General features: G+C 64.8%; 25 protein-coding genes. 13 read left to right on the plus strand and 12 right to left on the minus strand.

Annotated features, from left to right (window positions below; all coding sequences use genetic code 11):
• A partial coding sequence (locus DPM35_RS25850) for a helix-turn-helix domain-containing protein (protein WP_146767959.1) occupies positions 1-218 on the minus strand: 218 nt, incomplete at its 3' end.
• 307 nt (positions 219-525) lie between these two features.
• On the opposite strand from DPM35_RS25850, the gene DPM35_RS25855 reads away from it, so the two are divergent.
• Positions 526-753 carry a hypothetical protein gene (locus tag DPM35_RS25855; protein ID WP_112130047.1) on the plus strand — a complete coding sequence of 76 codons (228 nt, stop codon included), beginning with the start codon at positions 526-528 and terminating at the stop codon, positions 751-753.
• A 42-nt stretch (positions 754-795) separates the two neighbouring features.
• Here the strand turns inward: DPM35_RS25855 and DPM35_RS25860 are convergent, their stop codons facing one another.
• Positions 796-1,434, minus strand: a complete 639-nt coding sequence (locus tag DPM35_RS25860; RefSeq protein WP_112130255.1) for a DNA-3-methyladenine glycosylase I — start codon at positions 1,432-1,434, stop codon at positions 796-798.
• 218 nt (positions 1,435-1,652) lie between these two features.
• Here DPM35_RS25860 and DPM35_RS25865 point away from each other — a divergent pair, with 218 nt between their 5' ends.
• Together DPM35_RS25865 and DPM35_RS25870 are read left to right on the plus strand one after the other, a co-directional pair.
• The gene (locus DPM35_RS25865) at positions 1,653-2,393 is read left to right on the plus strand and encodes a L,D-transpeptidase (protein ID WP_112130048.1); all 741 of its coding nucleotides are present in this window, start codon (positions 1,653-1,655) and stop codon (positions 2,391-2,393) included.
• Between the two features lie 470 nt (positions 2,394-2,863).
• Positions 2,864-3,784, plus strand: coding sequence for a bifunctional 5,10-methylenetetrahydrofolate dehydrogenase/5,10-methenyltetrahydrofolate cyclohydrolase (locus DPM35_RS25870; protein ID WP_112130049.1), 921 nt, complete (start codon positions 2,864-2,866; stop codon positions 3,782-3,784).
• 152 nt (positions 3,785-3,936) lie between these two features.
• On the opposite strand, the gene glcF is transcribed toward DPM35_RS25870, so the two are convergent.
• The 6 genes from glcF to DPM35_RS25900 all read right to left on the minus strand — a co-directional run bounded on the left by glcF (position 3,937) and on the right by DPM35_RS25900 (position 10,469).
• Entirely contained in the window at positions 3,937-5,262 is a 1,326-nt protein-coding gene (gene glcF, locus DPM35_RS25875; protein WP_112130050.1) for a glycolate oxidase subunit GlcF, read from the minus strand.
• A gap of 10 nt (positions 5,263-5,272) precedes the next feature.
• Entirely contained in the window at positions 5,273-5,662 is a 390-nt protein-coding gene (locus DPM35_RS25880) for a DUF4870 family protein (RefSeq protein ID WP_112130051.1), read from the minus strand.
• The gene (glcE, locus tag DPM35_RS25885; RefSeq protein WP_112130052.1) at positions 5,659-6,915 is read right to left on the minus strand and encodes a glycolate oxidase subunit GlcE; all 1,257 of its coding nucleotides are present in this window, start codon (positions 6,913-6,915) and stop codon (positions 5,659-5,661) included. The genes DPM35_RS25880 and glcE overlap by 4 nt, the downstream gene beginning before the upstream one ends.
• A gap of 76 nt (positions 6,916-6,991) precedes the next feature.
• A complete protein-coding gene (locus DPM35_RS25890; protein WP_245431642.1) occupies positions 6,992-7,456 on the minus strand; it encodes an endonuclease domain-containing protein in 465 nt (154 codons plus the stop codon).
• Between the two features lie 50 nt (positions 7,457-7,506).
• Positions 7,507-9,003: an FAD-linked oxidase C-terminal domain-containing protein gene (locus DPM35_RS25895; RefSeq protein ID WP_112130256.1), complete on the minus strand. Its 1,497-nt coding sequence runs from the start codon at positions 9,001-9,003 to the stop codon at positions 7,507-7,509.
• Positions 9,004-9,146: 143 nt separating this feature from the next.
• Positions 9,147-10,469 carry a DUF3422 family protein gene (locus DPM35_RS25900; protein WP_112130257.1) on the minus strand — a complete coding sequence of 441 codons (1,323 nt, stop codon included), beginning with the start codon at positions 10,467-10,469 and terminating at the stop codon, positions 9,147-9,149.
• Positions 10,470-10,676: 207 nt separating this feature from the next.
• Here DPM35_RS25900 and DPM35_RS25905 point away from each other — a divergent pair, with 207 nt between their 5' ends.
• From DPM35_RS25905 to DPM35_RS25915, 3 genes are all read left to right on the plus strand, one after another.
• Positions 10,677-11,486, plus strand: a complete 810-nt coding sequence (locus DPM35_RS25905; protein ID WP_112130054.1) for a FadR/GntR family transcriptional regulator — start codon at positions 10,677-10,679, stop codon at positions 11,484-11,486.
• A 21-nt stretch (positions 11,487-11,507) separates the two neighbouring features.
• Complete coding sequence (locus tag DPM35_RS25910; protein WP_112130055.1) at positions 11,508-12,644, plus strand: alpha-hydroxy acid oxidase; 1,137 nt, start codon at positions 11,508-11,510, stop codon at positions 12,642-12,644.
• A gap of 63 nt (positions 12,645-12,707) precedes the next feature.
• The gene (locus DPM35_RS25915; RefSeq protein ID WP_112130258.1) at positions 12,708-13,475 is read left to right on the plus strand and encodes a metallophosphoesterase; all 768 of its coding nucleotides are present in this window, start codon (positions 12,708-12,710) and stop codon (positions 13,473-13,475) included.
• Positions 13,476-13,517: 42 nt separating this feature from the next.
• On the opposite strand, the gene DPM35_RS33150 is transcribed toward DPM35_RS25915, so the two are convergent.
• Positions 13,518-13,649, minus strand: a complete 132-nt coding sequence (locus tag DPM35_RS33150; RefSeq protein WP_263481599.1) for a hypothetical protein — start codon at positions 13,647-13,649, stop codon at positions 13,518-13,520.
• A gap of 335 nt (positions 13,650-13,984) precedes the next feature.
• Entirely contained in the window at positions 13,985-14,683 is a 699-nt protein-coding gene (locus tag DPM35_RS25925; RefSeq protein ID WP_112130056.1) for a type 1 glutamine amidotransferase, read from the minus strand.
• An 87-nt stretch (positions 14,684-14,770) separates the two neighbouring features.
• Between DPM35_RS25925 and DPM35_RS25930 the strand changes: the two genes are divergently transcribed.
• The 4 genes from DPM35_RS25930 to DPM35_RS25945 all read left to right on the plus strand — a co-directional run bounded on the left by DPM35_RS25930 (position 14,771) and on the right by DPM35_RS25945 (position 18,878).
• Positions 14,771-15,418, plus strand: a complete 648-nt coding sequence (locus tag DPM35_RS25930) for a hypothetical protein (RefSeq protein WP_112130057.1) — start codon at positions 14,771-14,773, stop codon at positions 15,416-15,418.
• Between the two features lie 31 nt (positions 15,419-15,449).
• Positions 15,450-16,184, plus strand: coding sequence for a 16S rRNA (uracil(1498)-N(3))-methyltransferase (locus DPM35_RS25935; protein ID WP_112130058.1), 735 nt, complete (start codon positions 15,450-15,452; stop codon positions 16,182-16,184).
• 205 nt (positions 16,185-16,389) lie between these two features.
• Positions 16,390-17,763 (plus strand): glutamate--cysteine ligase, encoded by a 1,374-nt coding sequence (locus DPM35_RS25940; protein WP_112130059.1) that lies wholly within the window; start codon positions 16,390-16,392, stop codon positions 17,761-17,763.
• Between the two features lie 101 nt (positions 17,764-17,864).
• Positions 17,865-18,878 (plus strand): DUF937 domain-containing protein, encoded by a 1,014-nt coding sequence (locus DPM35_RS25945; protein WP_112130060.1) that lies wholly within the window; start codon positions 17,865-17,867, stop codon positions 18,876-18,878.
• A 406-nt stretch (positions 18,879-19,284) separates the two neighbouring features.
• Here DPM35_RS25945 and DPM35_RS25950 read toward each other — a convergent pair whose 3' ends face one another.
• Positions 19,285-19,575 carry a DUF1127 domain-containing protein gene (locus DPM35_RS25950; protein ID WP_112130061.1) on the minus strand — a complete coding sequence of 97 codons (291 nt, stop codon included), beginning with the start codon at positions 19,573-19,575 and terminating at the stop codon, positions 19,285-19,287.
• 182 nt (positions 19,576-19,757) lie between these two features.
• Between DPM35_RS25950 and DPM35_RS25955 the strand changes: the two genes are divergently transcribed.
• Positions 19,758-20,714 (plus strand): LysR substrate-binding domain-containing protein, encoded by a 957-nt coding sequence (locus DPM35_RS25955; RefSeq protein ID WP_040990655.1) that lies wholly within the window; start codon positions 19,758-19,760, stop codon positions 20,712-20,714.
• Between the two features lie 3 nt (positions 20,715-20,717).
• Here DPM35_RS25955 and DPM35_RS25960 read toward each other — a convergent pair whose 3' ends face one another.
• Complete coding sequence (locus DPM35_RS25960) at positions 20,718-22,928, minus strand: bifunctional diguanylate cyclase/phosphodiesterase (RefSeq protein ID WP_112130062.1); 2,211 nt, start codon at positions 22,926-22,928, stop codon at positions 20,718-20,720.
• Positions 22,929-23,047: 119 nt separating this feature from the next.
• Here DPM35_RS25960 and xseA point away from each other — a divergent pair, with 119 nt between their 5' ends.
• Together xseA and DPM35_RS25970 are read left to right on the plus strand one after the other, a co-directional pair.
• A complete protein-coding gene (xseA, locus tag DPM35_RS25965) occupies positions 23,048-24,613 on the plus strand; it encodes an exodeoxyribonuclease VII large subunit (RefSeq protein ID WP_112130063.1) in 1,566 nt (521 codons plus the stop codon).
• A 7-nt stretch (positions 24,614-24,620) separates the two neighbouring features.
• Positions 24,621-25,739, plus strand: a complete 1,119-nt coding sequence (locus tag DPM35_RS25970) for a DmpA family aminopeptidase (protein WP_112130064.1) — start codon at positions 24,621-24,623, stop codon at positions 25,737-25,739.
• Positions 25,740-25,770: the final 31 nt, after the last annotated feature.

Genomic DNA, 25,770 nt, shown 5'->3' on the forward strand with positions numbered 1-25,770 from the left:
AGCTCGGCTGCCGTTGCCCGGCCGTGATCGAGCGGCGCCCGCGGCCGGTCGTGCAGGCCTTCCGGGCCGGTCTCCCGGTAACGTCCAAGCCATTTGTAGCCGGTCTTGCGTGAGATCTCGAAGGCCGCGCAAAGCTGCGTCATCGTCTCCTCACCAGATAGGCACTCCACAACAAACCGAAGCCGTTCATCCATGATGCCAGTCTCTCGCCAAACCATCGCCGGTCCTCCCGGCTGGCGAGAAAACTGTCACCCATCTAATCGGTCCATTCTGTTACCTATCTATCCGGTTCGGACACAGCGTCCTTCTCCCCGTCACTATACGGGGAGAAGTGCCCGGCAGGGCGATGAGGGGCAGCGAGGAGCTAGCGAACATTAGCGTCGGTCTTGGCTTCGGGTGTTTTGAGGTTCCAGCCCATATCTCGAAACAAAACCACACTAAAACGAAACAATTCCGCCACCAGCGCGGCATGCTGCCGACACAATCGACGACCATAAAGCGCGCCGAAACAAGGGGTTCGGGGCCATGACGACGGCTGAAGACATCATCGAGAACGAGACCGCAAGGCTGAGGCCTGCCGGGGTTTCGGCGCTCAAGCCGGCGCAGCAGCCGGCCGGGCCGTTCGAGGTTGCGGCGGCCAAGCCGAGCGCGCGCGACGCGCTGGTGACCGGGCTTTTGGTGATCTACCCGGCTTTCGCGGCGGTGGCGGCGATCCTCGCTGGGTTGTTTTTGGCAGGTGCCAGCAGGGTTTGAGCTTCGCAACCTGACCTTCTCCCACAAGGGGGGAAGAGCGCCCTACTTCGGCCGCTTGAGCTTCTTGCGCTCTTTTTCCACCTCCGCGCGGCAGTAGCAGCCTTCGAGATGGTCGTTGACCAAGCCCATCGCCTGCATGAAAGCGTAGACCGTCGTTGGGCCGACAAAGCTCCAGCCTCGCTTCTTCAACTCCTTCGAGATCCTGACCGACACGGCCGTCGTCGGATTGGCGCGCAGATGCGCGAGGTCGACGATTTCCGGACGCTCGTCCGGGCCCGGTTCGAACTTCCAGAACCAGGCGGCCAAAGAGCCGAACTCGTCGACCATCTCGCGGGCGCGTTTGGCATTGTTGATGGTCGAGACGATCTTGCCGCGATGGCGGATGATGCCGGCATTGCCGAGCAGGCGCTCGACATCCTCCTCGGTGAACCCCGCCACCTTGTCGAAGTCGAAGCCGGCGAAGGCCTCACGGAAATTCTCGCGCTTGCGCAGGATGGTGAGCCACGACAGGCCCGACTGGAATCCCTCCAGGCAGATCTTTTCGAACAGCCGGCGATCATCCGTCACCGGGCGACCCCATTCATGGTCGTGATAGTGGAGATAGTCCGGCAGGTTGCCGTGCCAGAAGCAGCGCGCCTTGCCGTCGGGACCGTCGAGAATGCCGGTATTTTCCGTTGCCATTGTCAGCAGATCCATTCGTTAATGCGCCTCGGCGCCGCTTTTACCGTGGCTTTACCAGATTCCTGAACCGGCCGGTAACCACACCAAAAGGTTTACTGACAAAGCGGCATTTTACGCATTCCGATTCATGTTTTGCTTGCCGCTCCGCGCCAAGGATCGCGCAACCGAAGGGCGCCCTCCCGCTCTCGGCACGAGTTCGACGATCAAGGTGCGTTCCGATGAAGACAGCGTTCTGTTCCCTGCTTGGTGCCGCGGCGATCCTTGCCGCCGGCGCCACGACTACCCTTGCCAATGATCGCTATGCCGACATGCCTCCGGTGATGGTGAGCCCCGACCTTTCGGCGCCCTGGGTGCTGCAGCTTGGCCATGCCCCGGGCATCGTGCGCCCGACCCGGCAGGCGACGCAGCAGCCGCTGCAGCGCCTTTTCCAGACGCAGCCCGACAGGCAGCGCACGGCGGCCGTGCAGCAGCCGGCCAAGCGTATGGTGATGCGACCGCAGATCAACCCGATCTATCTGCCGCAGGAAGTCGCCTATGACGGGCCGGCGAAGCCGGGCACCATCGTCATCGATACGCACCAGAATTTCCTCTATCTGGTCGAGAAGAACGGCAAGGCGCGGCGTTACGGCGTCGGCACCGGCAAGCCCGGCTTCGAATGGTCGGGCACGCACAAGATCACCGACAAGAAGGTTTGGCCGGACTGGCGGCCGCCGGCGGAGATGATCAAGCGCGAGGCGGCCAAGGGCCGTTACCTGCCGACCTATCTCGCCGGCGGCATCGAGAACCCGCTTGGCGCGCGCGCGCTCTATCTCGGCACCACCGAATACCGCATCCACGGCACCAACCAGCCCTGGACAATCGGCGGCGCGGTGTCTTCCGGCTGCATCCGCATGCGCAATGAGGATGTCGTCGACCTTTACGAGCGCGTGAATGTCGGAACCACGGTCGAGGTGATTTAGCCGCAGCGAATTAGCCGGTCAGACAGCGCAGCACTTTTTGTCCGATGCTGTTGCCGTCAAGTCATAGTACGATTCTTCGGGATATGCTTAAGTCGGTAACAGAGTTTACGGGGGACGGGCCGTGTGGGGATACGGCCGGTCGCAAAAGGGCAGCGCGGGCAACCGCGCTGCCCTTTTCGTTTTTGCGTTTCTTTGACGCATGGCGCGCTAGAGCATGTCCCCCGAAAGTGGGAACCGGTTTCGGGATAAAGACATGCGTAAAACCAAAAACCTAAAGCGCATGGAGCGAATCTGAAAGATCGCGACGCGCTTTAGGTCGCCCCGAAAGCAGGCGGATTCGCTTTCGGGGCTGATTTCTCGGCGCTCCTCTGCTATTGCAGTGCACAAAATCTTGATAGTCACGCAATTCCGGACGCAACGCCGCTTACGCGTTTTTTCCTGAATTGCTTGAGAAGGCAGAGGTGCCAGCCATGACCCGGACCGACGACAGCCGCTATCTGAGAGGTGGCCCGGTCGCCCAGCGCATCATCGCTTCGGTGCGCGAAGATGCATTGATCGCGACGGCCGAAGGCTTCCCGCCGAAACTGGTTTCGATCACCGTCGGCGATACCGAAGCGGTCGACGTCTATGTGCGGAACCAGCGCGCCAAGGCTGAGCTTGCCGGCATCGGCTTCGAGGAGCGCCGCTTCGCCGCCGATATCACTGCGGGCGAACTAGAGGCGGCAATTCACGGCCTCAACGCCGATCCGCGCGTCACCGGCATCATCATCCAGCGGCCGGTTCCGGCCCATATCCCGATCAAGACGCTGCAGGCGGCGGTGCATCCGCTGAAGGATGTCGAGGGCATGCACCCGGCCTCGATCGGCAACATCGTCTACAACCAGCTCGATCTGGCGCCCTGCACGGCCGCTGCCTCGGTCGAACTGCTGAAGGAGACCGGCCTCGAGTTGAAAGGGCTGGAGGTTGTGGTCGTCGGCCATTCCGAGATCGTCGGCAAACCGATCGCCTTCCTGCTGATGAGCGAGGGCGCGACGGTGACGGTGTGCCACCACATGACGCGCTCGGTGGCGGCGCATGCACGGCGCGCCGACGCGCTGTTCGTCGCGGTCGGCAAGCCCAGGCTGATCAAGGCGGACATGGTGAAGCCGGGGGCTTGCGTCATCGACATCGGCATCAACTCGGAGGTCGGACCCGACGGCGAAACCCGTATCGTCGGCGACGTCGACACCGACAGCGTGAAGGAAGTGGCCGCCTGGATCACGCCGGTGCCGGGCGGCGTCGGCCCGCTGACGGTCGCGATCCTCTTGCGCAACACCATGGTGGCGCTCAACCGCCAGCGGGCGCTGTACCGCGCCACCTATGGCGTGGCGGACCAGCTCGCGGCGGAATAAGCCGGCACACGCCCCCTCAGCCAGCCTCCACTTCGCTCGGCTGACCTCTCCCGGTGGGGAGAGGAGATTGTCGGCGCCGGCGCTAACCTCTTCTCCCCGCCAGGGAGAAGGTGGGCGCGAAGCGGCGGATGAGGGGGCGCCGACGACGAGGATCACTCTGCCGCCGCAAGCCCTCGCTCGGAAACACCTTCCGGCTTTGGGCCGCCATAGGCCCAGTCGAGCAGCTTGATCGTGTGCACCACCGGCAGCTTGGCGGCGGACGCGATCTGAGTGATGCAGCCGATATTGCCGGTGGCGACAACAGAAGCGCCGGTCGCCTCGATGTTTTTCACTTTGCGGTCGCGGAGCTTGGCGGAAATGTCGGGCTGCAGGATGTTGTAGGTGCCGGCGGAGCCGCAGCACAGATGTCCCTCGCGCGGCTCGCGCACGACGAAGCCTGCCTTGGCGAGCAACTCCTTCGGCTGGCGCGTGATCTTCTGGCCATGCTGCATAGAGCAGGCGGAGTGATAGGCGACGACAGTGCCCGGCTTGCGCACCGGCTCGGGCAGGCCGAGAGCGGCGAGATATTCGGTGATGTCCTTGGCCAGCGACGATACCCGCGCCGCCTTTTCCGCATAGGCCGGATCGAGGCGCAGCATGAAGCCGTAATCCTTGATCGTGGTGCCGCAGCCTGACGCGGTGATGATGATGGCGTCGAGCCCGCCTTGCTCGATGGCGCGGGTCCAGGCGTCGACATTCCGCCTGGCCGAGGCAAGGGCCTGATCCTCGCGTCCCATATGGTGGACGAGCGCGCCGCAGCAGCCCTCGCCTTCCGGCACCACCACCTCGACGTCCAGCCTGGTCAGCAGCGAGATGGTGGTGTCGTTGATGGCGGGATCGAGCACCGATTGCGCGCAACCCGTGAGGATCGCGACGCGGCCGCGCTTTGCTCCCTGCCCGGCATGCACACCAGGCGAGGCCTTTGGCGACACAGGCGGAAGTGACGATGGCGCGAGCTTCAGCATGGCGGCGACCGGTTTCAGGGCCGGCAGTTTTTCGAACAGGCCGATGAAAGGCCGGCCGAGCCCGGCCAGCTTCAGCGCGGCGCGAAAACGGCTCGGGTAAGGCAGCACGAAGGCCAGCATGGCGCGTATCAGCCGGTCGAGCCGCGGCCGCTTGTAGGTCTCCTGGATATGGGCGCGGGCGTGGTCGACCAGATGCATGTAGTTCACGCCCGACGGACATGTCGTCATGCAGGCAAGGCAGGAGAGACACCGGTCGATATGGGTGACGATCTCCTTGTCCGCCGGGCGGCCGTTCTCCAGCATATCCTTGATGAGGTAGATGCGGCCGCGCGGCGAATCCAGTTCGTTGCCAAGCGTCACATAGGTCGGGCAAGTGGCGGTGCAGAAACCGCAATGCACGCATTTGCGCAGGATCTTTTCCGATTCCGCGACACGCGGATCGGCAAGCTGGGCAAGGGAGAAATTGGTCTGCACGCAAAAATCCTTACTGTCCCAGAAGCCAGCTTTGCGGGTTCCTGACGGGCTCGCCCCGTTGCAGCGCCTGGATGCCGAGAATGCAGCGGGCGATAAACCACACGGCGACGGCCAACATCAGCACGAAGCCGATCACAAGCATCATCAGGACCACCGAGATCAGCGCGTAGAGAAGGCCGATCCAGAACGTCCTGATCAGGAACGTATAGTGGCTTTCGACGAAACCGCCGGCCTTGCCGCGGTTGATGTAGGCAAGCACGATGCCGACAATGCCGGTGATGCCGATGACGAGGCCGGCGAGATAGAGGATGTAGATGACCAGCGCGTTGGTCTGGCCCGGCTCCAGCCAGCGATCGGTCTGGCGCGGCGCGCTGCTCGACCCTGGATCGGTATTGCTCATGATGCTGCTCCCTCCGTTGATTGGACGAGAGTAGCAGAGCCGGCGCCCGGCGCCATGCGGCCGGGGTTGAAGATATTCTTCGGATCGAATTCGGCCTTGAGCCGCGCCGAAAGCGCGGCCAGATGCGGCGGCTGCGGTTCGAACACCGGCAGCGCGGCACGATGCGGGGCGGAGGCGCGCACCAGCGTTGCGTGGCCGCCGCCATGCTTGCGGATCAAGCCGCGCAGAAGCTGGGCCTCCGGATCGTCCTCGCGCATGGATAGCCACGCCAGGCCACCCTGCCAGTCATAGAAGGCATCGACCGCTGCCTGCATGCGCAGCGCCATCACCATGTGGTGCGCCGCGGACGGCGTCATCGAGACGCGCCAGACCGGCCGCGTGCCGCCGTCGGCGAAAGGCCGGCAATCGCGGATGTCGCGCCAGATCGCCTTTGAGGCCTCGCCGGCGATCTCTTCCAGCGGCCCGGCCTTGCCGAGCAGTTGCTTAAGCGCTTCGACCCGATAGACGACCGAGGGGCCAAACCCCTCGACGCGCAGCAACGTTGCGGCATCGCTGCCATGCTTGCCACCGGCGACACGTGCGGCGATGCGCTCCGGCAGATGCGCCGCGCTCGACACTTCGGCGCTGGAGCCCAGCGCAAGCGCCATGGCGACGACGGCGGCCTCGTCGAGCAGGCCGCGGATGGCCAAAGTCACTTCCGTTTCCGCGGCTGGCAGCACCTTGAAGGTGACATCGGTCAGCACGGCCAGCGTGCCCCAACTGTTCGCCATCAGCTTGGACAGATCGTAGCCGGTGACGTTCTTGACGACGCGCCCGCCCGACTTGAAGGCCTCGCCACGGCCGGAGACCGCGGCGACGCCAAGGATGTGGTCGCGGGCTGCGCCGGCCTTGAGACGGCGCGGGCCGGAGAGGTTCGCAGCCAGCGCGCCGCCGATCGTCCCCCTGCCCGGTTCACCGCCGAGCAGCGGGCCATAGTCCATCGGCTCGAAGGCGAATTGCTGGCCGTTTTCCGCAAGCAGTCTTTCGATCTCGGCCAGCGGCGTACCGCCCTTGGCCGAGAGCACCAGCTCGGCGGGCTCATAGAGGGTGACGCCGGCGAGCTTGGAGAGGTCGAGCGTGTGCTCGGTCTGCAGCGGACGACCGATGCCACGCTTGGAGCCGTGGCCGAGGATTTCGAGGGGTGTTTCTTCTGCCGCCGCCCATTGGACGGTGGAGAGAGCTTCGGCGGAAGAGGATGGGGTGAAGGTGGTCATGGGTGCACCTTGTTCCTCGCCCCCGCAAAGCGGGGGAGAGGTGGCTCGGGCGAAGCCCGAGACGGAGAGGGGGCCGTCATAGAGCGCTGTCTCCCGTCTTCCTGGCTGCTAAAACAAACCTGAGGTCGGCAGCAACGACGTTTTCAGCAAGCCGCCCTTCCAGCGCGGCAAGGATCGTCTCGCAAACGCTCCTGGTGTTCTTCAAAACGTCGAAGCTCCAGAACCGCAGCACCGAGAAGCCTTCGCCGCGCATGAATTCGTCGCGTCGCCTGTCGTATGAGCTCTCCGCATGCTGACGGCCGTCCAGCTCCACGATCAGCTTTTGGCTTCTGCAGGCAAAATCCGCGAAATACGGACCGATGGGCATCTGGCGAACGAATTTGTAGCCGCCCAGCCTCTTTGCCTTCAGCTCGTTCCAGAGGGTCGCTTCCGCCTGATTATCACCGTGACGGAGCTCGCGCGCTCGGGCGATCTTTTCGGGCGAGCGGCGGCTCGGCTGATAGGGCGTCCCCCTCTCCGTCTCGGGCTTCGCCCGAGCCACCTCTCCCCCGCTTTGCGGGGGCGAGGAACCCAAGTTCTGAGATGCCCCCATCAAAACCTCGGAATATCCGGAAACGCCACCTGCCCGCGATGCACATGCATCCTTCCCAGCTCCGCGCAGCGGCGCAGCTGCGGAAACACCTTGCCGGGATTGAGCAGATGGTTGGGGTCGAAGGCGCATTTGACGCGCATCTGCTGGTCGAGGTCGATCTGGTTGAACATTTCCGGCATCAGGTCGCGCTTCTCGACGCCGACGCCGTGCTCGCCGGTCAGCACGCCGCCGACCTGGACACACAGGCGCAAAATGTCGGCACCGAAGCTTTCGGCCTTGTCGAGCTCGCCCGGCACATTGGCGTCGTAGAGGATCAGCGGATGCAGATTGCCGTCGCCGGCATGGAAGACATTGGCAACGCCCAGCCCGTATTTCTCGGAGAGATCGCGCATGCCGGCCAGGACCCGCGGCAGTTCCTTGCGCGGGATGGTGCCGTCCATGCAAAAGTAATCGGGCGAAATGCGGCCAACCGCCGGGAAGGCCGCCTTGCGGCCGGCCCAAAAACTCAGCCGCTCCTGTTCCGACTGGGAGATGCGGCAGGTGGTCGAGCCGTTGCGGTAGGCGATCGCCTCGACCAGGCCGATCAGGTGGTCGACCTCGACGCTCGGCCCGTCGAGTTCGACGATCAGCAGGGCCTCGACGTCCAGGGGATAGCCCACCTGGACGAAATCCTCGGCCGCGTGGATCGCCGGGCGGTCCATCATCTCCATGCCGCCCGGGATGATGCCGGCGCCGATGATGTCGGCGACGCACTGGCCGCCCAGTTCGCTTGTCGGGAAGCCGATCAGAAGCGCGCGCGCCGTTTCCGGCTTCTTCAGGATGCGCACGGTGACCTCGGTGACGACGCCGAGCAGGCCTTCCGAGCCGGTCATGACGCCGAGCAGGTCGTAGCCTTCCTGGTCGAGATGACTGCCGCCGAGCCTAACCACCTCACCATTCATCAGCACCATCTCGATGCCCAGCACATTGTTGGCGGTAAGCCCGTATTTCAGGCAATGCACGCCGCCGGAATTTTCCGCGACGTTGCCGCCGATCGAGCAGGCGATCTGGGAGGATGGATCGGGGGCGTAGTAAAAGCCCTCCTGCTCGACGGCGGTGGTGATGCCGAGATTGGTGACGCCCGGCTGGGCGACGACGGTGCGGTTGGGATAGTCGATCGCCAGGATGCGGTTGAAGCGGCTCATCACCAGCAGCACCGCATCTTCCAGCGGCAGCGCGCCGCCGGAGAGCGAGGTGCCGGAACCGCGCGGCACGACGCGGATGTTGCGCTCGTTGCAGTATTTGAGAACGCGTGAGACCTGCGCGACAGTCTCGGGCAGCACCACGACCAGCGGCAGTTGCCGGTAGGCGGTAAGGCCATCGCTTTCGAAGGCGCGCATTTCATTGGCCGCGTCGACGACCCCCTCGCCCGGCACGATGATGCGCATGTCGGCGGCGATCTCGGCGCGCCGACGCAGCGTTTCGGCATCTGGCTTGGGCATGGCTAGGCCGGACATCGTCATCTCGCTTGACTGGTCAAAATCTTTTACCAGCCTGATCGTTTTGTTGCAAACGCTGCTTTGGTCGCATCGGACGACGGGCGCAGTGCCCAGCTTCCGCAGCGGCAATCTGCCGCTGCTTCCTCGCATCGAGGGGGAGATTACTCGCCCGGATGTTTCGCCGGCTCGGAATGCATTTTGCGCACCCGGCGCACGCCCCACCAGACGAGCAGGATGGCGACCGGGACGGAAGCAGCGGTGACGACCTCCGGCGCGATGACGTGACCGAAGACCGAGGCGCCCTTGGCGACATAGCCGATGAGGCCGACGACATAATAGGACACGGCGGCCACGGACAGGCCTTCGACCGTCTGCTGCAGGCGCAGTTGCAGCCGGGCGCGGTTGTTCATCGACGCCAGCAGATCGCGGTTCTGCTTCTCGACATCGACATCGACCCAGGTGCGTAAGAGCGTGGTGGCGCGGGTAAGCTTCCGCGAGAGGTTGGCCTGCCGCTCCTCGACCGAGCGGCAGGTGCGCATGGCCGGCGCCATGCGCCGCAGCAGGAAACCCGCCCAGGTGTCAAAACCCTGCACCGGCTCTTCATCCAGCGCCTCCAGCCTTTCGGTGACGATGCCGTCATAGGCGCGGCTGGCGCCGAAGCGGTAGAGGCTGGATGCGGCGTCTGCCTCGAGTTCGGCGGCGAGCTCGGTGAGGTCGGCGAGCAGCGTCTGGCTGTCGCGGGTCTCGACAGCCTTCATTTCCAGCGTCGTCTGCGCCAGGCGGTCCTCGATACGGCGGGCACGGCCGGACAGCGTCAACGCCAGCGGCAGGCCGAGCATGGCGAGCGTGCGGTAGGTCTCGATGTCGATCAGCCGCTGCGACAAGGCGCCGGTGCTGGCCGGCGTCAAGCCGCGATCGAGCACCAGCATGCGAGTCAGGCCGTCGCCGTCCTGGCGGAAATCGGTGATGATGGCGGCGGCGCCGCGTTCGACCAGCGAATAGCACAGGCTGGTCGGATCGAAGCCGGCGATCAGCCTTTCGCTCGCCTGCGTCCATTTGCGGATTTCGAGGCGGATGCCGGAAATCACCGTGCCCGGGGGCGAGAAGCCGTTGCCGAAGGGCGAATCTTCCTGCCCTCGGCCATTCTCGGCCAGCGGCCCCTCCCACAGATAAGTCGAGAATTCCGTATGCCGCTCCCAACGCAGCGAGCCCTTGCCCCATTTCATGGCGTGGTGGCGCGCGTTGCGCTCGGGCGCGGCGATTCCCAGCCGCCGCGAAAGCTCCGAGAGCACGGCATGGTCGACCGCGGCGCCGCCCTCGGTCATGAAGGAAAGCTGGATCAGCACGCGCGGCTTTTCTATCAGCGGATGCGGACGGGCATGGACCTCGCCAATCGCGCCGGGCCGCCCCTCATGCGCCGGAAAGCCCATGACGCTGCCTTGGGTACGCGGCTGGAATTCGAGACTGGACATCTCGTCGGACACGGCTGGTCCCCCTGTTTTCGACCCTTCGTGCAACCCGGTCGTCTTGCGGCAATCGGCGAGACGCGTAAACAGCAAATATTGGCATCCGGCGATAGCGGCGCGCGGCATGCGATCCGACCAGATCGAGCGAATTGGATAAATAATTTGACCAGTTGGCGACAGACGCATTAATCTGGGCGACATACCTTCCGTTCTCCAGGCGCCCCTTTGAGCGACATTTTCTCCAGGATCGAGCATTCGCGTACCGCCGACGAGGTGGTTCAGCAGATCGAGAGCCTGATCCTCGAAGGCGTTCTGCGCACCGGCGACCGGCTGCCCGGCGAACGCGAGCTGGCGCGCCAGTTCGACGTGTCGCGGCCGATCCTGCGCGACGCGCTGAAGGCGCTGGAGGCACGCGGACTGCTGACGACGCGCCCCGGCGGCGGCACGCATGTCGCCGACGTCATTGGCCAGCTCTTCACCAAGCCGGTGACGGACCTCATTTCCACGCACCGCAAGGCGGTGACCGACTATCTGGAGTACCGGCGCGAGATCGAGGCGGTGGCGGCCGAATATGCGGCGCGACGGGCGACGCCGGAGGATCTCAAGCTGCTCGACCGCATCATGGCGCGCATGGAGGAGGCGCACCGGACCGGCGACTTCGACGACGAAGCGGAGATCGACGTCGAGTTCCATCACGCGGTGTGCGAATGCGCGCACAACATCATCCTGCTGCACACGCTGCGCTCCTGCTACCGGCTGCTGTCGGAAGGCGTTTTCCAGAACCGGCTTCTGGTGTTCGGCGTGCCCGGCGCGCGCGACGCGCTGCTCGATCAGCACCGGGCGATCCATACCGCGATCAAAGCCGGCGATCCGGCCGCCGCGCGCAAGGCTGCGATGGATCACATCACCTATGTCGAGCGCTCAATGGCGGAAGCCGAGCGCAGCGGCGACTGGCAGCGGGTGTCGAGGTTGCGCCTCAGGCAACGCTCGGATGCCGGCGATATCGAACCCACACGCAAACGCTCCCAAACATAGACAGTCAAGCGGGGACCCATCATGAGCGAAATCCTCACCATCGCCGACCTCAAGGACCTGGCGCGCCGCAGAGTGCCGAAAATGTTCTTCGACTACGCCGATTCCGGCGCCTGGACGGAGAGCACGTACCGCGCCAACGAAGAGGACTTCGGCAAGATCAAATTCCGCCAGCGCGTGCTGGTCGACATGAGCAACCGCTCGCTGGAATCGACCATGATCGGCCAGAAGGTGGCGATGCCGGTGGCGCTCGCGCCAACGGGGCTGACCGGCATGCAGCATGCCGACGGCGAGATGCTGGCCGCACAGGCGGCGGAAGAGTTCGGAGTGCCGTTCACGCTGTCCACCATGAGCATCTGCTCGATCGAGGATGTCGCCTCGGCAACGAAGAAGCCGTTCTGGTTCCAGCTCTATGTGTTGCGCGACAAGGATTTCGTGCTCAACCTGATCGACCGCGCCAAGGCGGCAAAGTGCTCGGCGCTGGTGCTGACGCTCGATCTGCAGATCCTGGGACAGCGCCACAAGGACGTGCGCAACGGACTTTCGGCGCCACCCAAAATGACGCTTGCCAACATCATCGACCTTGCGCTGAAGCCGCGCTGGTGCCTGGGCATCGCCGGCACGCCGCGCCGCACCTTCCGCAACATCGTCGGCCACGCCAAGGGGGTCGGCGACGTGTCTTCGCTGTCGTCCTGGACGAATGAACAGTTCGATCCGCACCTGTCGTGGAAGGACGTCGCCTGGATCAAGGAGCGCTGGGGCGGCAAGTTGATCCTGAAGGGCATCCTCGATAAGGAGGACGCGCTGATGGCGGCCGAGACCGGCGCCGATGCGATCGTGGTCTCCAACCACGGCGGGCGGCAGCTCGACGGCGCGCCGTCCTCGATCTCGGTGCTGGAAGAGATTGCCGATGCGGTCGGCGACAGGATTGAAGTCCATATGGATGGCGGCATCCGCTCCGGCCAGGACGTGCTCAAGGCGCTCTGCCTCGGCGCCAAGGGGACCTATATCGGCAGGCCGTTCCTTTACGGCCTCGGCGCGATGGGCAAGGACGGCGTCACCAAGGCGCTCGAGATCATCCGCAAGGAAATGGACGTCACGATGGCACTGTGCGGCAAGCGCCTCGTCGCCGACATGGGCAAGGAGCAACTGCGTCGCTAGGGCGTTGTTCATCGATCGGCATTAGGCTTGGCCCCAACCTCCCCTCTTGGGAACATGTCCGCATTGACCGAAACCGGTATCCACTATCTCGACGCACGCGGGGCTGACGGCATGCGGCTCTATGCCATCGGCGATGTGCATGGGCGCCATGACCTGCTCACCGCCATGCACCGGCGCATCGCAAGCGAACTGGAACATGCGCCCGGCTCCGACTGGCGCATCATCCATCTCGGCGACTATGTCGACCGCGGGCCGGACTCCAAAAGCGTCATCGATTTCCTGATCGAGGCGCGCAGGCGCGATCCGCGCAACATCATGCTCGCCGGCAACCACGATATCGGCATGCTCGAATTCCTGGCCGATGCCGAGCCGGACGGCCTGTTCATGAATTACGGCGGCATCCAGACGGCGCAGTCCTATGGCGTGGACCTTGTCCGCGACGCCCATTGGTACGGCAAGGCAGGGGCCGTCGCGCGCGGACACGCCGCGCTGGTGAAAGCGGTGCCGCGCAGCCATGTCGACTTCCTGCAATCGCTGACGTTTTCGGTCAGTTTCGGCGACTTCTTCTTCTGCCATGCCGGAATAAGGCCGGGCGTGCCGCTCGACCATCAGAACCAGCAGGACCTGATCTGGATCCGCGATGCCTTCCACGATCACCAAGAGCTTTTTTCAAAGGTGGTCGTGCACGGGCACACGCCAGTCCCGGAAGCCGAGGTGAAGGCCAACCGCGTCAATGTCGACACGCTCGCGTGGAAGTCGGGGACGCTGAGCGCGCTCGCCGTCAACGGCGGCGACAAACAGATCATCGACGTGCAAGGCAAAGCGTTCTAAGCGCGATCCCGGGCGCGAGCGTGCTCGCGATTTTGTCGAGGCTTAGTTCAGCGAGGCGGTGACGCCGTAGCCGTCGACGGCCCGGTGGTTGGTCGCGGCGTCGGCGGCATAAATGCCCAGGCCGCAGAGCACGATGGCAGACAGCATGACAAAAGACAGGAGAGCTGCTTTCACGGACGTCATCTCTGGTTAAGCTTTCTGCATCTGGGCACGAGGCGGTTACCAATGCGTTGAAACGATAAAATGCGTCTCAATGTTTCGACGATTTCGCGCTTCTAAGCAGATTCTGTATCGCCGGTGTGTCGGCTGGATCACACAAAAGGTTCATGGCGGTTGCACCGGCGATACAAAGCGCGCCCTCTTAGGGGAGCGGCCGGACACAAACCAAGCGAGAAGAGCGTTGTCCCCAGGCGCAGGCGCCGAGGCGTGCCAATTATGCAACGCTGCGTCCGCGCGGATGTGTTGAGATGCGGGTCAGGCCGGCTTCAGCCGACCATCACACACACGCCTTAGATTGTAGCCACCCAGGCGCGGGCAATCGCCAGCCCGGCGGCATCGGCTTCGGGACCATTACCGGCCAACTCATTGTCAAGCCGGTCGTTCCAGTCGGGATGGCGCTCGGCGATCGTTGCCGCGAAGGAGGTGCTCCAGTCGCGCACCATCGGCGTGTCCGCCTCGAAATGGAACTGGAAGCCATAGACGGCGCGGCCGAGGCGGAAGGCCTGGTTTTCGGCCACCGGACTGCCGGCAAGCCGCACGGCATTCTCAGGCAGCGCGAAAGTGTCGTCGTGCCATTCGAAGATCGGGAATTGTTCGGGCAGCGCCGCCAGCACCGGATCCAATTTCGCGGCGGGCGTCAGCGAGACCTTGTGCCAGCCGAACTCGGTGGCGCCGCCGATGTGGTTGTCGCCACCAAACGCGCGGGCCAGGAGCTGGCTGCCAAGGCAGATGCCGAGCACCGAGCGGTCCTTCTCAGCGAAATCGCGTGTCAGCTCAAGGAGCGCCGGGAAATAGGGATATTCCTCGTCTGCCAGCGCATTCTGCCCGCCGCCCAGCACGACCATCGCATCATGCTCGCCTGCATCCTGCGGCAACGGATCGCCCTGGTATGGACGCCGCAGGTCGAGATCGGCGCCCGCTTCGGCCAGAGCGGCACCGACCTGACCGAGGCCGGTATTGTCGTAGTTCTGGACCACCAGCACGCGCATCGAGAATCCTGCTGACATGAAAATGCTGGGGCGAGCGATATCATGCGGCCCGTGTTTCAGCCAAGATGCGGATCGAGAGACAAAACTATGCCACTGCAGAACCGGGTCGATCCCTTCGGCGCCATCCATGCCGTGCCGGAGCGCGGCCTGTTTACCGGCAATCGCGGCATCATCCACGACCCCGAGACGAAAACGCTGTTGAAGAAGCGCTGGGCCTTGCCGGCCTGGATCATCTGCGCGTGCCAGTTCCGAAATGTGCGGCGCGAACCGATGGGCCGTAACCGGCCCGGTGGCAAGGCGGGCTGGACCGAGCTGTTCTTCCTCGACGAGGTGACGGCATTGGCTGCCGGCCACCGGCCCTGTTTCTTCTGCCGGCGCGAACGGGCGACCGATTTCGTCGGCCGCTTCGGCGAGGCCTTCGGGGTTGACCAGCCGCGAGCGCCGATGGTCGATAAAAGGCTGCACAAGGAACGGCTGGCTTCGGGCGGACAGCCGCCTCGCGTCACCGTGTCGGAGCTCGGCGCCCTGCCTGATGGAACGATGATCGCGCAGGGCGACGCTGCCTACGCGCTGCTTGCCGGTACGGCGCGCCGATGGTCGTTCGCGGGATATGCCAGTCCAATTGCCTTCGATCGCCTGGACGACCGGCCGTTGCGCATGCTGACGCCGGCAACCACCATTGCTGTGCTGCGGCAGGGCTTCGCGCCGGTCTGGCATCCGACCGCCGACACTTGACGATATCCATCGCCTCGCCCATTGCTCGGCCATGCGCGCCAACTACAAAATGCAGCGGCTGTTCGTGCCGGACGATCTTGGGCCTGGCCTCGAATTCGATGCCGGACAGCAGCAGAGCCATTATCTCGCCCATGTGCTGCGGCTCGGCGAAGGCGCCGAGGTTCTGTTGTTCAACGGCCGCGACGGTGAATGGTCGGCTGCGATCGCCGCCAGATCCAAGAAGGCGGTCCGGCTGAAAGTGCTGGAACTGCAGCGGCCGCAGCCGCCACTGCCCGATCTCGTCTATTGCTTCGCGCCGCTGAAGCAGGGGCGGCTCGACTATCTGGTGCAGAAAGCCGTCGAGATGGGCGCCGGCATCCTTCAACCGGTCATCACCCAGCACACGCAAGTGGCGAAGCCCGGCATCGAGCGGCTGCGCGCCAATGTCGTCGAGGCGGCCGAGCAATGCGGCATACTGGCGGTGCCGGAGGTGCGTGAAGCAGAGAAGCTGGAGAAGTTGCTCGCCAGTTGGGACAGGGAGCGGCGGCTGATCTTCTGCGACGAGGACGCTTCGACCAACAATCCGCTGCCGGCCCTGCAAGCGGTGAAAGAGAAGAAACTTGCGCTTCTGGTCGGTCCGGAAGGCGGATTTTCCGAGGACGAGCGCAAGATGCTGAGAGCCTTGCCTTTCGTCACCGCAATTCCGCTCGGGCCGCGCATCCTGCGCGCCGACACGGCGGCGGTGGCGGCACTTGCCGCGATCCAGGCGACGATCGGCGACTGGTAAATCAAATGCTGTTGAGGCCTGGCTCAGGATTTTTTGCTTGATCGGCTGCCGGCATTTCGTCCATTTAGCGCCAGCGGCCGTCCGGCCTCTGCAGCACCGCGCATGCTTTTCGACGCACGAAGGGCGCTGTAACACTTAGGAACTGTGCAGGACGCCTGGCGGAAGTCGATGCGGATTTCCGGGGCAATGCGCTCGGAGGGGCCTCATGGCGCGCGACACGACCGATACCCAGCCCATCGAAGGCGTCGACGAACTGGTCGGCTACCTGGCCGCCGGCAACAAGCCGCGCGACAAATGGCGCATCGGCACCGAGCACGAGAAATTCCCCTTCTATGTCGACGGCAACGCGCCGGTGCCCTATGGCGGCGAGCGTGGCATCCGCGCCATTCTCGAAGGCATGCAGCAAAAGCTTGGATGGGACCCGATCATGGATGCCGGCCGCATCATCGGCCTTGTCGAGCCGACCGGCCAGGGCGCGATCTCGCTGGAGCCCGGCGGCCAGTTCGAACTTTCCGGCGCGCCGCTGGAATCGATCCACCAGACCTGTCGCGAGGGCAACGCGCATTTGGCGCAGGTGCGCGAGATCGCCGAGCCGCTCGGCATCCGGTTCCTCGGCCTTGGCGGCAGCCCGAAATGGTCGCTCGCCGACACGCCGAAAATGCCGAAATCACGCTACGAGATCATGACGCGCTACATGCCGAAGGTCGGCACCAAGGGCCTCGACATGATGTACCGCACCTGCACGATCCAGGTGAATCTCGACTTCGAGAGCGAAGCCGACATGCGCCGCAAGATGCAGGTGTCGCTGAAGCTGCAGCCGCTGTCGACGGCGCTGTTTGCCAACTCGCCCTTCACCGAGAGCCGGCCGAACGGGCTGCAGAGCTGGCGCGGCGACATCTGGCGCGACACCGACAACCAGCGTTCCGGCATGCTCGAATTCTGCTTCTCGCCCGATTTCGGCTTCGCCGACTATGTCGAATGGGCGCTCGACGTGCCGATGTATTTCGTCATCCGCGACGGCCAGTATCACGACATGACCCGCTACACCTTCCGCCAGTTCATGGCTGGTGCGGCGCGCAATGAAATCCCCGACGGCCTGCCGACCATGGGCGACTGGGCAAATCACCTCTCGACCCTGTTCCCCGATGTGCGCCTGAAGCGTTTCCTCGAAATGCGCGGTGCCGACGGCGGGCCGTGGCGGCGCATCTGCGCCCTGCCCGCTTTCTGGGTCGGGCTGCTGTACGACGAGCAGGCGCTGGACGCCGCCGAGACGCTGACCGCAAGCTGGACCTATGAAGAAGCGCTGGCGATGCGCAACGCCGTGCCGGAGTTGGGCATAGCCGCGCCGTTCCGCAACGCGACCTTGCGCGACGTCGCCCGCGACGTGCTCGCCATCTCGCGCGCGGGCCTGAAGAACCGCGGCAAGAAGAACCGCGACGGTTACGACGAGACGTCGTTCCTCAACACGCTGGACGAGGTCGTGTCGCGCGGCACGACCAGCGCCGAGGAGATGCTGTCGGCCTACCACACGCGCTGGGGCGGCTCGATCGAGCCGGTGTTCATGGAATATGCCTATTAACCGTCGGCTACCCGCTACGCGGTTGGTTGGTAAAAGCCGCTTCAATCAGTGATCGAAACGAACTAGTCTTTTCCGGCGAGGACACTGCCGGAGGAGACCTCATGCCTTCCCTGTTCGACATTTTTGCCCAAGCCCAGAATGGCGCCGGCATGCAGGCGCTGGCCCAGCAATATGGGCTTTCGATGCAGCAGACACAGGCCGCGGTCCAGGCGCTGCTGCCCGCCTTCTCGCAGGGGCTCCAGCGCAACACCGCCGACCCCTACGGGATGGGCGCCTTCATGACGGCGATGGCGAGTGGCCAGCACGCCAAATATTTCGAGGACGCGACAAGAGCCTTTTCACCGCAAGGCATCGACGAGGGCAACGGCATTCTCGGCCATCTGTTCGGTTCGAAGGACCTGTCGCGCGCCGTGGCGAACCAGGCCGCGCAGGCGACGGGGCTTAGCCAGCAGGTGCTGCAGCAGATGCTGCCGGCCATGGCCTCGATGATGATGGGCGGGCTGTTCAAGCAGACCAACAATCAGTTGACTGGGGGGCAGATGCAGGCCGCCGGCGGCAGTGGCAATCCGCTCGGCGAGATCATCGAGCAGATGATGCGGCAGGGCGGCCTCGCGCCGGCGCCGCAAACGCGGCAGGCGCCGGCGCCCAATCCTTACGGAGAGAATCCGCTCGGCAAGGTGCTGCAGGACATGTTTGGCGGCGGCGCGGCGCAGCCGCAAAGCCAAACACAGCAGGCGCCCAGCCCCTACGGCGACAACCCGCTCGGCAAGGTGCTGCAGGATATGTTCGGCGGCGGCGCACAACCGCAAGGCCAGCCCCAGCGGACGCAAAGCCCCTATGGCGACAATCCGCTCGGCAAGATTTTCGAGGAGATGCTGCGCCAGGGCGGCGGCTTCGGCGTGCCCGGCGGGCAGCCGGCGCCGCAGCCGCAACAGCGCCAACCGCAGCAAAGCGCGCCGCAACAGCCGCAGACCAACCCGAGCGGCCGGCCGCGCAACCCGTTCGACGACATATTCGGCAAGATGTTCGAGACCGGCGCGCAGCAGCGCGACGAATATGAAAAGAGCGTCGGAACGATCTTCGACCAGTTCAAGCGCGACATGGACCGGCGGTGATTGCCGCGGAGCCCGAGGTGTGTCGAGATTCAGGTCAGGCCGAGTCGAAAATGCTGGTTTCCGAGAACCGAAGCGGAGCGTACTTAAGTACGTGAGCACGCGCATGACCCCGAAAATCGATTTCGATTTTTCGGAAGAGGATCATGCGCTAAGTTAAAGTGCTACGTCTTTGCGCGTCCGTCCGGACGCGCGGCGCTGTAGAAGCGCAGGAGACCGGCATTTGCAGGCCGGCCTCACCTGAATATCGGCACACCTTAAAAAAATGCCCGGTCCTGGAGGAGGAACCGGGCAATGTGCAGGCTGGCCGGCGGGGAACCGGCAGGGAGTGTGGGAGCCTGCATGAACTTGGTCGCGCCAAGCGGCGAAAAGGTTCAGCGCGACGGGAAATCCAGGGAAACGCCGCCCTTCAGCCTACCTGATGAGCAAGGTCCTCGATCGTGTCGGCGCGCTCGCTGGCGATGGCGCGCAGCTTCACCGTCGGATCGCGGCCGAAGGGCACGTCGATCGCGACATGGAGGTCGGCGCGCGTCAGGCCGATATCGGCCAGTTCGGCGTCGGTCATCTCGCCGAGGCGATAGAAGGCGCGACGGTTTTTCCAGGCTCGGTAGCTGTTGGCGATGGCATTGACCACAAGCGTCGCAACGGCCGGACGCGTGGTGATGCGCGGGGTCTCGGAGGCGAATTCAATCGTGGTCATTTCAGTCTCTCCTTCCAGGAGTCGAGCGGACGAAACCAGCCAATCGGCGCCTTGGGAGAAGCGCCGTTCCGGTTTCCATTCACATGTTCTCATGTGGACGATGGCAATTTGCCATCGCGCGATTGATTAATCCAACGAATGTTTTTAATCTGTAGCATCAACATCAATGATAGGTTGGACCGATGAAAGCGCCGCTTGACCTCGATCAGTTGCAAACCTTCATCTCGATCGCCGACACCGGCAGCTTCACCCGCGCGGCCGAGGAGGTGCACCGGACGCAGTCGGCGGTGTCGATGCAGATGCGGCGGCTGGAGGAGCGGATCGGCAAGCCGCTGTTCGAAAAGGACGGCCGCACCAACAAGCTGACCGAGGAGGGCGACAGGCTGCTTTCCTATGCACGGCGGCTGATCTACCTCAATCGCGAGACGCTCGCGGCCTTCGACGACCAGCGGCTCGAAGGCACGATCCGCATCGGCACGCCGGACGACTATGCCGACCGCTTCCTGCCCGAGATCATGGCGCGCTTCTCGCGCTCCAACCCGCGCGTCGAGCTGACAGTCGTCTGCGAGCCGACGCCGGGGTTGGTCGAACACATCAAGCGCGGCAATCTCGACCTCGCGCTGGTGACGCATAACGACACGCGCGGCCAGTCGGAAGTGGTGCGGCGCGAACCGCTTTTATGGGTCACCTCGGCCAACCACGCCACGCATGAACAGGAAACCCTGCCGATGGCGTTCGGCCGGCCGAACTGCATCTGGCGGCGCGCGGCTGTCGACGTGCTCGACCGGCAGAGCCGCGACTACCGCGTGCTGTTCTCCAGCTTCTCGGCCACGGTGATCACCGCGGCCGTGCTCTCGGGCCTGGCGGTCTCGGTGCTGCCGGAATGCGCGCTGAGGCCCGGCATGCGCGTGCTCGGCGAGGCCGACGGCTTCGGCCAGTTGCCGGACTGCCGCATCGGCATCATGCGCGGCCAGACCTCGCAGCCGGAGATCGTCGACGCTTTGGCCCGTCACATCGCCGAGAGCCTCGACAACATTTCCGTGCCGGTGAGCGAAGAGGCGGGAAGCTTCGACTTCGCGGCGTTGGCCTTTGCCAAGATGAAGCGGGTCAAGGCAAACCAGATCATGCCTGGCTGGTAGACGTCAGGCACGAACGGCCGAACGTTCCTGGTCGGCTGACGAGACACCCGGCAGGGCAAGCAACTGGCCGGGCTCCAGCGGCGGCGACAGCAGATAGCCCTGCATCTGGTGGCAGCCCATGCCGACCAGCAAGGCCTTTTGCGCGTCGGTCTCGACGCCTTCGGCGGTCACCTCGACCCTCAGCGTCCGCGCCAAGTCGATCAGCGTCCTGGCGATTGCGCGGGCGCTTTCGTCCTCGTCGAGCAGACGCACGAAGGAGCGGTCGATCTTCAACTTGTCGATCGCCTGGCGACGCAAATAGCTGAGGGAAGAGTAGCCGGTGCCGAAATCGTCGAGCACGATGCGCACCCCGGACTGGCGCAGCGCGGCAATCACAGCGCCGATCGTGTCATTGTGCTCGAGCAGAACGCTCTCAGTGGTCTCGAGCTGCAGGCGGGATGGGGCGAGCCCGGTTTCCTTCAGGATCGCGGCGACCTGTTCGGCAAAGCCGATATCGCGCAGCTGCATCGGCGAGATGTTGACCGCGATCCAGGGCAGTTCTGTCCTGGCGGCAAAGCGGCAGGCTTCGCTTAGCGCCCATTTGCCGAGCTCGCCGATGAGGCCGCGCTCCTCGGCGATGGCGATGAATTGCGCCGCGGGCAAGGCGCCGTGCACCTCATGCCCCCAGCGGATCAGCGCTTCGGCTCCCAAAATCCGGCGGCCGTCGGCCGCGAAAACCGGCTGATAAGCGAGCTTTATGCCGCCGTCGCCATCCAGCGCCTTGCGGAGTTCCGACTCGACCTTGCGCTTGCGCAACAAGAGATCGTCCATGTCGCCGGCGAACACCTCATAGCGGCCGCGACCGTTCTTCTTGGCCTCGTAGAGCGCGATGTCGGCCTTGCGCAGCAGGTCGTCCGCGTCCGTCTCCGGTCCGGACGACAGCGCGATGCCGATGCTCGCGCCGACGAAGACGTGGTCGCCAATGAGCCTGAACGGCTCACGCAGCTTCACGAGCAGCCTTTCGGCGATATCTTCAGCACTCCCGGCGTCGGGAATGTCGAGCAGGATCACAGCGAACTCGTCGCCGCCCAGCCGCGCGACGGTGTCGACTTCGCGGATCGTGTGCCTGAGCCGCGCCGCCGTCTGGCGCACGAGCTCGTCGCCGGCCGGATGGCCGAGCGTGTCGTTGATGTGCTTGAAGCGATCGAGGTCGAGGTAAAGCAGCGCCACGCGCGTTCCGTCCTGGCCGGCGAAGAGCAGCATGCGCCGCAGCCGGTCCTCGAACAGCGCCCGGTTGGGCAGGCCGGTGAGCGTGTCGTGGAAGGCAAGATATTGCGCCTGGTCCTGGCTGGTCTGCAGCGCAGTCGAGGCGCGGCGCAATCGGCGCAGCAGGAACACCAGAACGCCGCCGGCCACGAGCAGAGCGATCGCCAAGGCCGGAGCGATCTTGCGCACCAGGGTAAGGCCGGGCCGCAACTGGTCCCAACCGATATAACCGACGATGACGCCACGCGAATCGACCAGCGGCACGGCGGCCGGGCCAACCGGCTCGGACAAGGGCACCAGGCGCGCGCCATCGAGCAGGTATTTGGCCGCGATCTTGCCGATGACGGCATCGTTGATGAACTCGGCCGAGATATGCAGATATTCCGTACCAGGCGCCTGGCTGACGCGATCCGTGCTCGGCACCAGCGGCATGACGCTCAAAATCGCGGGCTTCCCCTGGAGCGAGACGAGATCCTGCACGACCATCTTGGCCGGCTGGCCGGAGGCGTCGGCCTTCGGCGGCTCAGCCAACATGTGGCGCAGCTTGTCGATGGTCGGCCGCAGTTCCGGCTCGTCCTCGCCGAAAGTCGACGCTGCGACGACCTTGCCTTCCCGCATGGCGTGGATCGCATGGTTGGCGGCGTCGAGGATGTAGATCCGGTTGTGGCCGTAGTAGGTGTACATCCAGGTGCTGAGGTTCTCCTCGATCCAGGTCTGATTGCCCGCCCTCACATTGGTGACCGAGTCATCCCAGACCGTCACGCTTTCCTGCTCGCGCTGGACCGTGGCAATCTGGTCGTTCAGACCATCGGCGATGAAAATCTTCTGTCGTTCGAGCGAAGCCTCGTCGGCCTGATTGGCGGCGTAGAAGCCGAAGCCGACGACAATCGCCAAAGTGAAAGCGGCGAGCGTCAGCACGGTCAGCGTGACCTGGTGCGTCAACGGGCTGCTGTTGTGGCGTGCGCTCATGCGTTCCCGGCCGGCTCTCCTGCTGCCTGTCAAAGCAAATCGGGCTTAAAATCACGTTATAATATTAGCGGGGTTTCTCCCTGCTTGACGCGAGCCGATAAGCGTTCCCCAATCGCCAAATGAGTGAAACAGCAACCGAATCACGCAGCAACGCCACCGAATACACGGTGAGCGAGATTTCCGGCGCGCTGAAGCGCACTGTCGAGGATGCCTTCGGCAATGTGCGGGTGCGCGGCGAGATTTCCGGCTATCGCGGCCCGCATTCGTCCGGCCATGCTTACTTCGCGCTGAAGGACGACCGGGCGCGGATCGATGCCGTGGTCTGGAAGACCACCATGGCGCGCCTGAAATTCCGCCCCGAGGAAGGCATGGAGGTGATCGCCAGCGGCCGGCTGACGACCTATCCCGGCAAATCCAACTACCAGATCGTCATCGACAATCTGGAGCCGGCCGGCGCCGGCGCGCTGATGGCGCTGCTCGAAGAGCGCAAGCGCCGGCTGCAGGCCGAAGGCCTGTTCGATGCAGGCCGCAAGCGGCGGCTGCCGTTCATGCCCAAAGTCATCGGCGTCGTCACCTCGCCGACCGGCTCGGTGATCCGCGACATCATCCATCGCATCAAGGACCGGTTCCCACTCCACGTGCTGGTCTGGCCGGTAAGGGTACAGGGCGAGACGACGGCCAGGGAAGTGACCGCGGCCGTCAACGGCTTCAACGCGCTGACGTGGGATGGACCCATCCGTCAACCCGACCTGTTGATCGTTGCGCGCGGCGGCGGCAGCCTGGAAGACCTCTGGGGCTTCAACGACGAAGGGCTGGCGCGGGCCGTCGCGGCGTCCGCCATCCCGGTGATCTCGGCCGTCGGGCACGAGACGGATACGACTCTGATCGACTTCGTTGCCGATAGGCGCGCGCCGACGCCGACGGGCGCGGCCGAGATCGCCGTGCCGGTCAGGGCGGATCTGGAGGCGACGCTCGCCAGCCTTGGCGCGCGGCTCAATGCCTGCGCCTCGCGGCATCTGGAGCGCAAGCGCCATGCGGTGCGCGCGGCAGCGCGCGCGCTCCCCTCGCCCGACCAGTTGCTGGCGCTGCCGCGGCGCCGTTTCGACGATGCGACCAGCCGCCTCGGCCGCGGGCTGACGGTGAATATCGAGCGCAAGCGGGCAACGCTGGAGCGGCAAAGGCTGACGCCGGCGACGCTGTCGCGGCGCCTCAACGAAGCGCGCACGCTGACCGGCCGCGACATCGCGCGTGCCCGCGCGGCGTTCTTCGCCATCGTGCGCGAGCGGCGCCAGCGCTTCCAGCGCAATTCAACCCGCCTGTCGCCGGCGCCGATCGCGCGGCGGCAGAAGCTGCAGGCCGACGCATTGGCCGGACTGTCGCGCAGGCAGGACCAGGCGATGGCACGGCGGCTCGACCGGCTGCGGGCCGCGCTGACACAGGCCGACCGGCTCTTGTCGACGCTGTCGCACAAAGCCGTGCTGGCGCGCGGCTTCGCGCTGGTCAAGGATGCCGACGGGGCCGTCATCAAGCGGGTCGAAGACGTGGCGCCGGGCGCAGCCTTGCAGCTGGAATTCGCCGACGGCACTGCCGAGGCCATCGCCACCAGCGGCGGCGCGCGGCCGAAGCTGGCCGCGAAGCCGTCCACCAAGGCCAGGGAGCCGGGCAATCAGGGCTCGTTGTTCTGAGGACCGCATGAGCAGCCACGATCCGCATCTTCGCACGCCTTCCGGCAAGCCGCGCCTGCGCTCCTTTGGTATCGCGCTCGACGGCACGCCAGGCCGTTTCAACGCCATTACCGACGTGCCGGGCGTGTCGGTGGGCTATACGACGCTGATTTCCGGCGACGGTCCGCTGAAAGTCGGCATCGGCCCGGTCCGCACCGGCGTCACCGCAATCCTGCCGAGGCCGGTCCAAGAGCTCTCAACACCGGTCTTCGCCGGCGTGTTCAGCCAGAACGGCAATGGCGAGCTGACGGGCACGCATATCATCGAGGAAACCGGCGCCTTCAACTTCCCGGTCACCATCACCAACACGCATTCCTGCGGCGTCACCCGCGACGCCACGCTGCGCTGGATGCACAAGGTGCTGCCGGCCGCGCTCGACACAGGCTGGGGCCTGCCGGTGGCCGCCGAGACCTATGACGGCTTCCTCAACGACATCAACGGCCATCATGTCAGCGTCGAGCATGTCGTGGCGGCGCTCGACAATGCTGCCGGCGGCGCCATCGAGGAAGGCAGCGTCGGCGGCGGCACCGGCATGATCACCTTCGGCTTCAAGGCCGGATCCGGCACTGCGTCGCGCGTCGTCGAATGGCAGGACAGGCACTACACGCTGGGCGTGTTCGTGCAGTCGAATTTCGGCCAGCGGCGCAATTTCACCATTCGTGGCCGGCGCATCGGGCAGGAGCTTGTCGGTTCGGCGATCCGCGAGGCGACGGCACGCGCGGAAAAGGGGTCGATCATCGCCGTCGTCGCCACCGACGCGCCGTTCCTGCCGCACCAGATGAAGCGACTCGCCAGGCGCGTGCCGCTCGGCATTGCCATGACCGGCGGCTATGGCTATCACAGCTCGGGCGACATTTTTCTCGCCTTCTCGACCGCCAATCCCGAGGCCGCGCTGGCTCCGTCAGGCCGGACCGGACACGTCGAGTTCATCCCGGACGTCGACATCGACCCGTTCTTCGACGCGGTCGTGCAAGGTGTCGAGGAGGCGATCCTCAACGCGCTGGTCACCAATGAGGATATGACGGGACGCGACGGCAATTTCGTGCCGGCGCTGCCGAAGGACTTGCTGAAGCAGATGTTCGGCTAAGAGATGCCGCCCGCCCGCGCAGGGACGGGCT

It is taken from the genome of Mesorhizobium atlanticum, from assembly GCF_003289965.1.
Taxonomy (GTDB): domain Bacteria; phylum Pseudomonadota; class Alphaproteobacteria; order Rhizobiales; family Rhizobiaceae; genus Mesorhizobium; species Mesorhizobium atlanticum.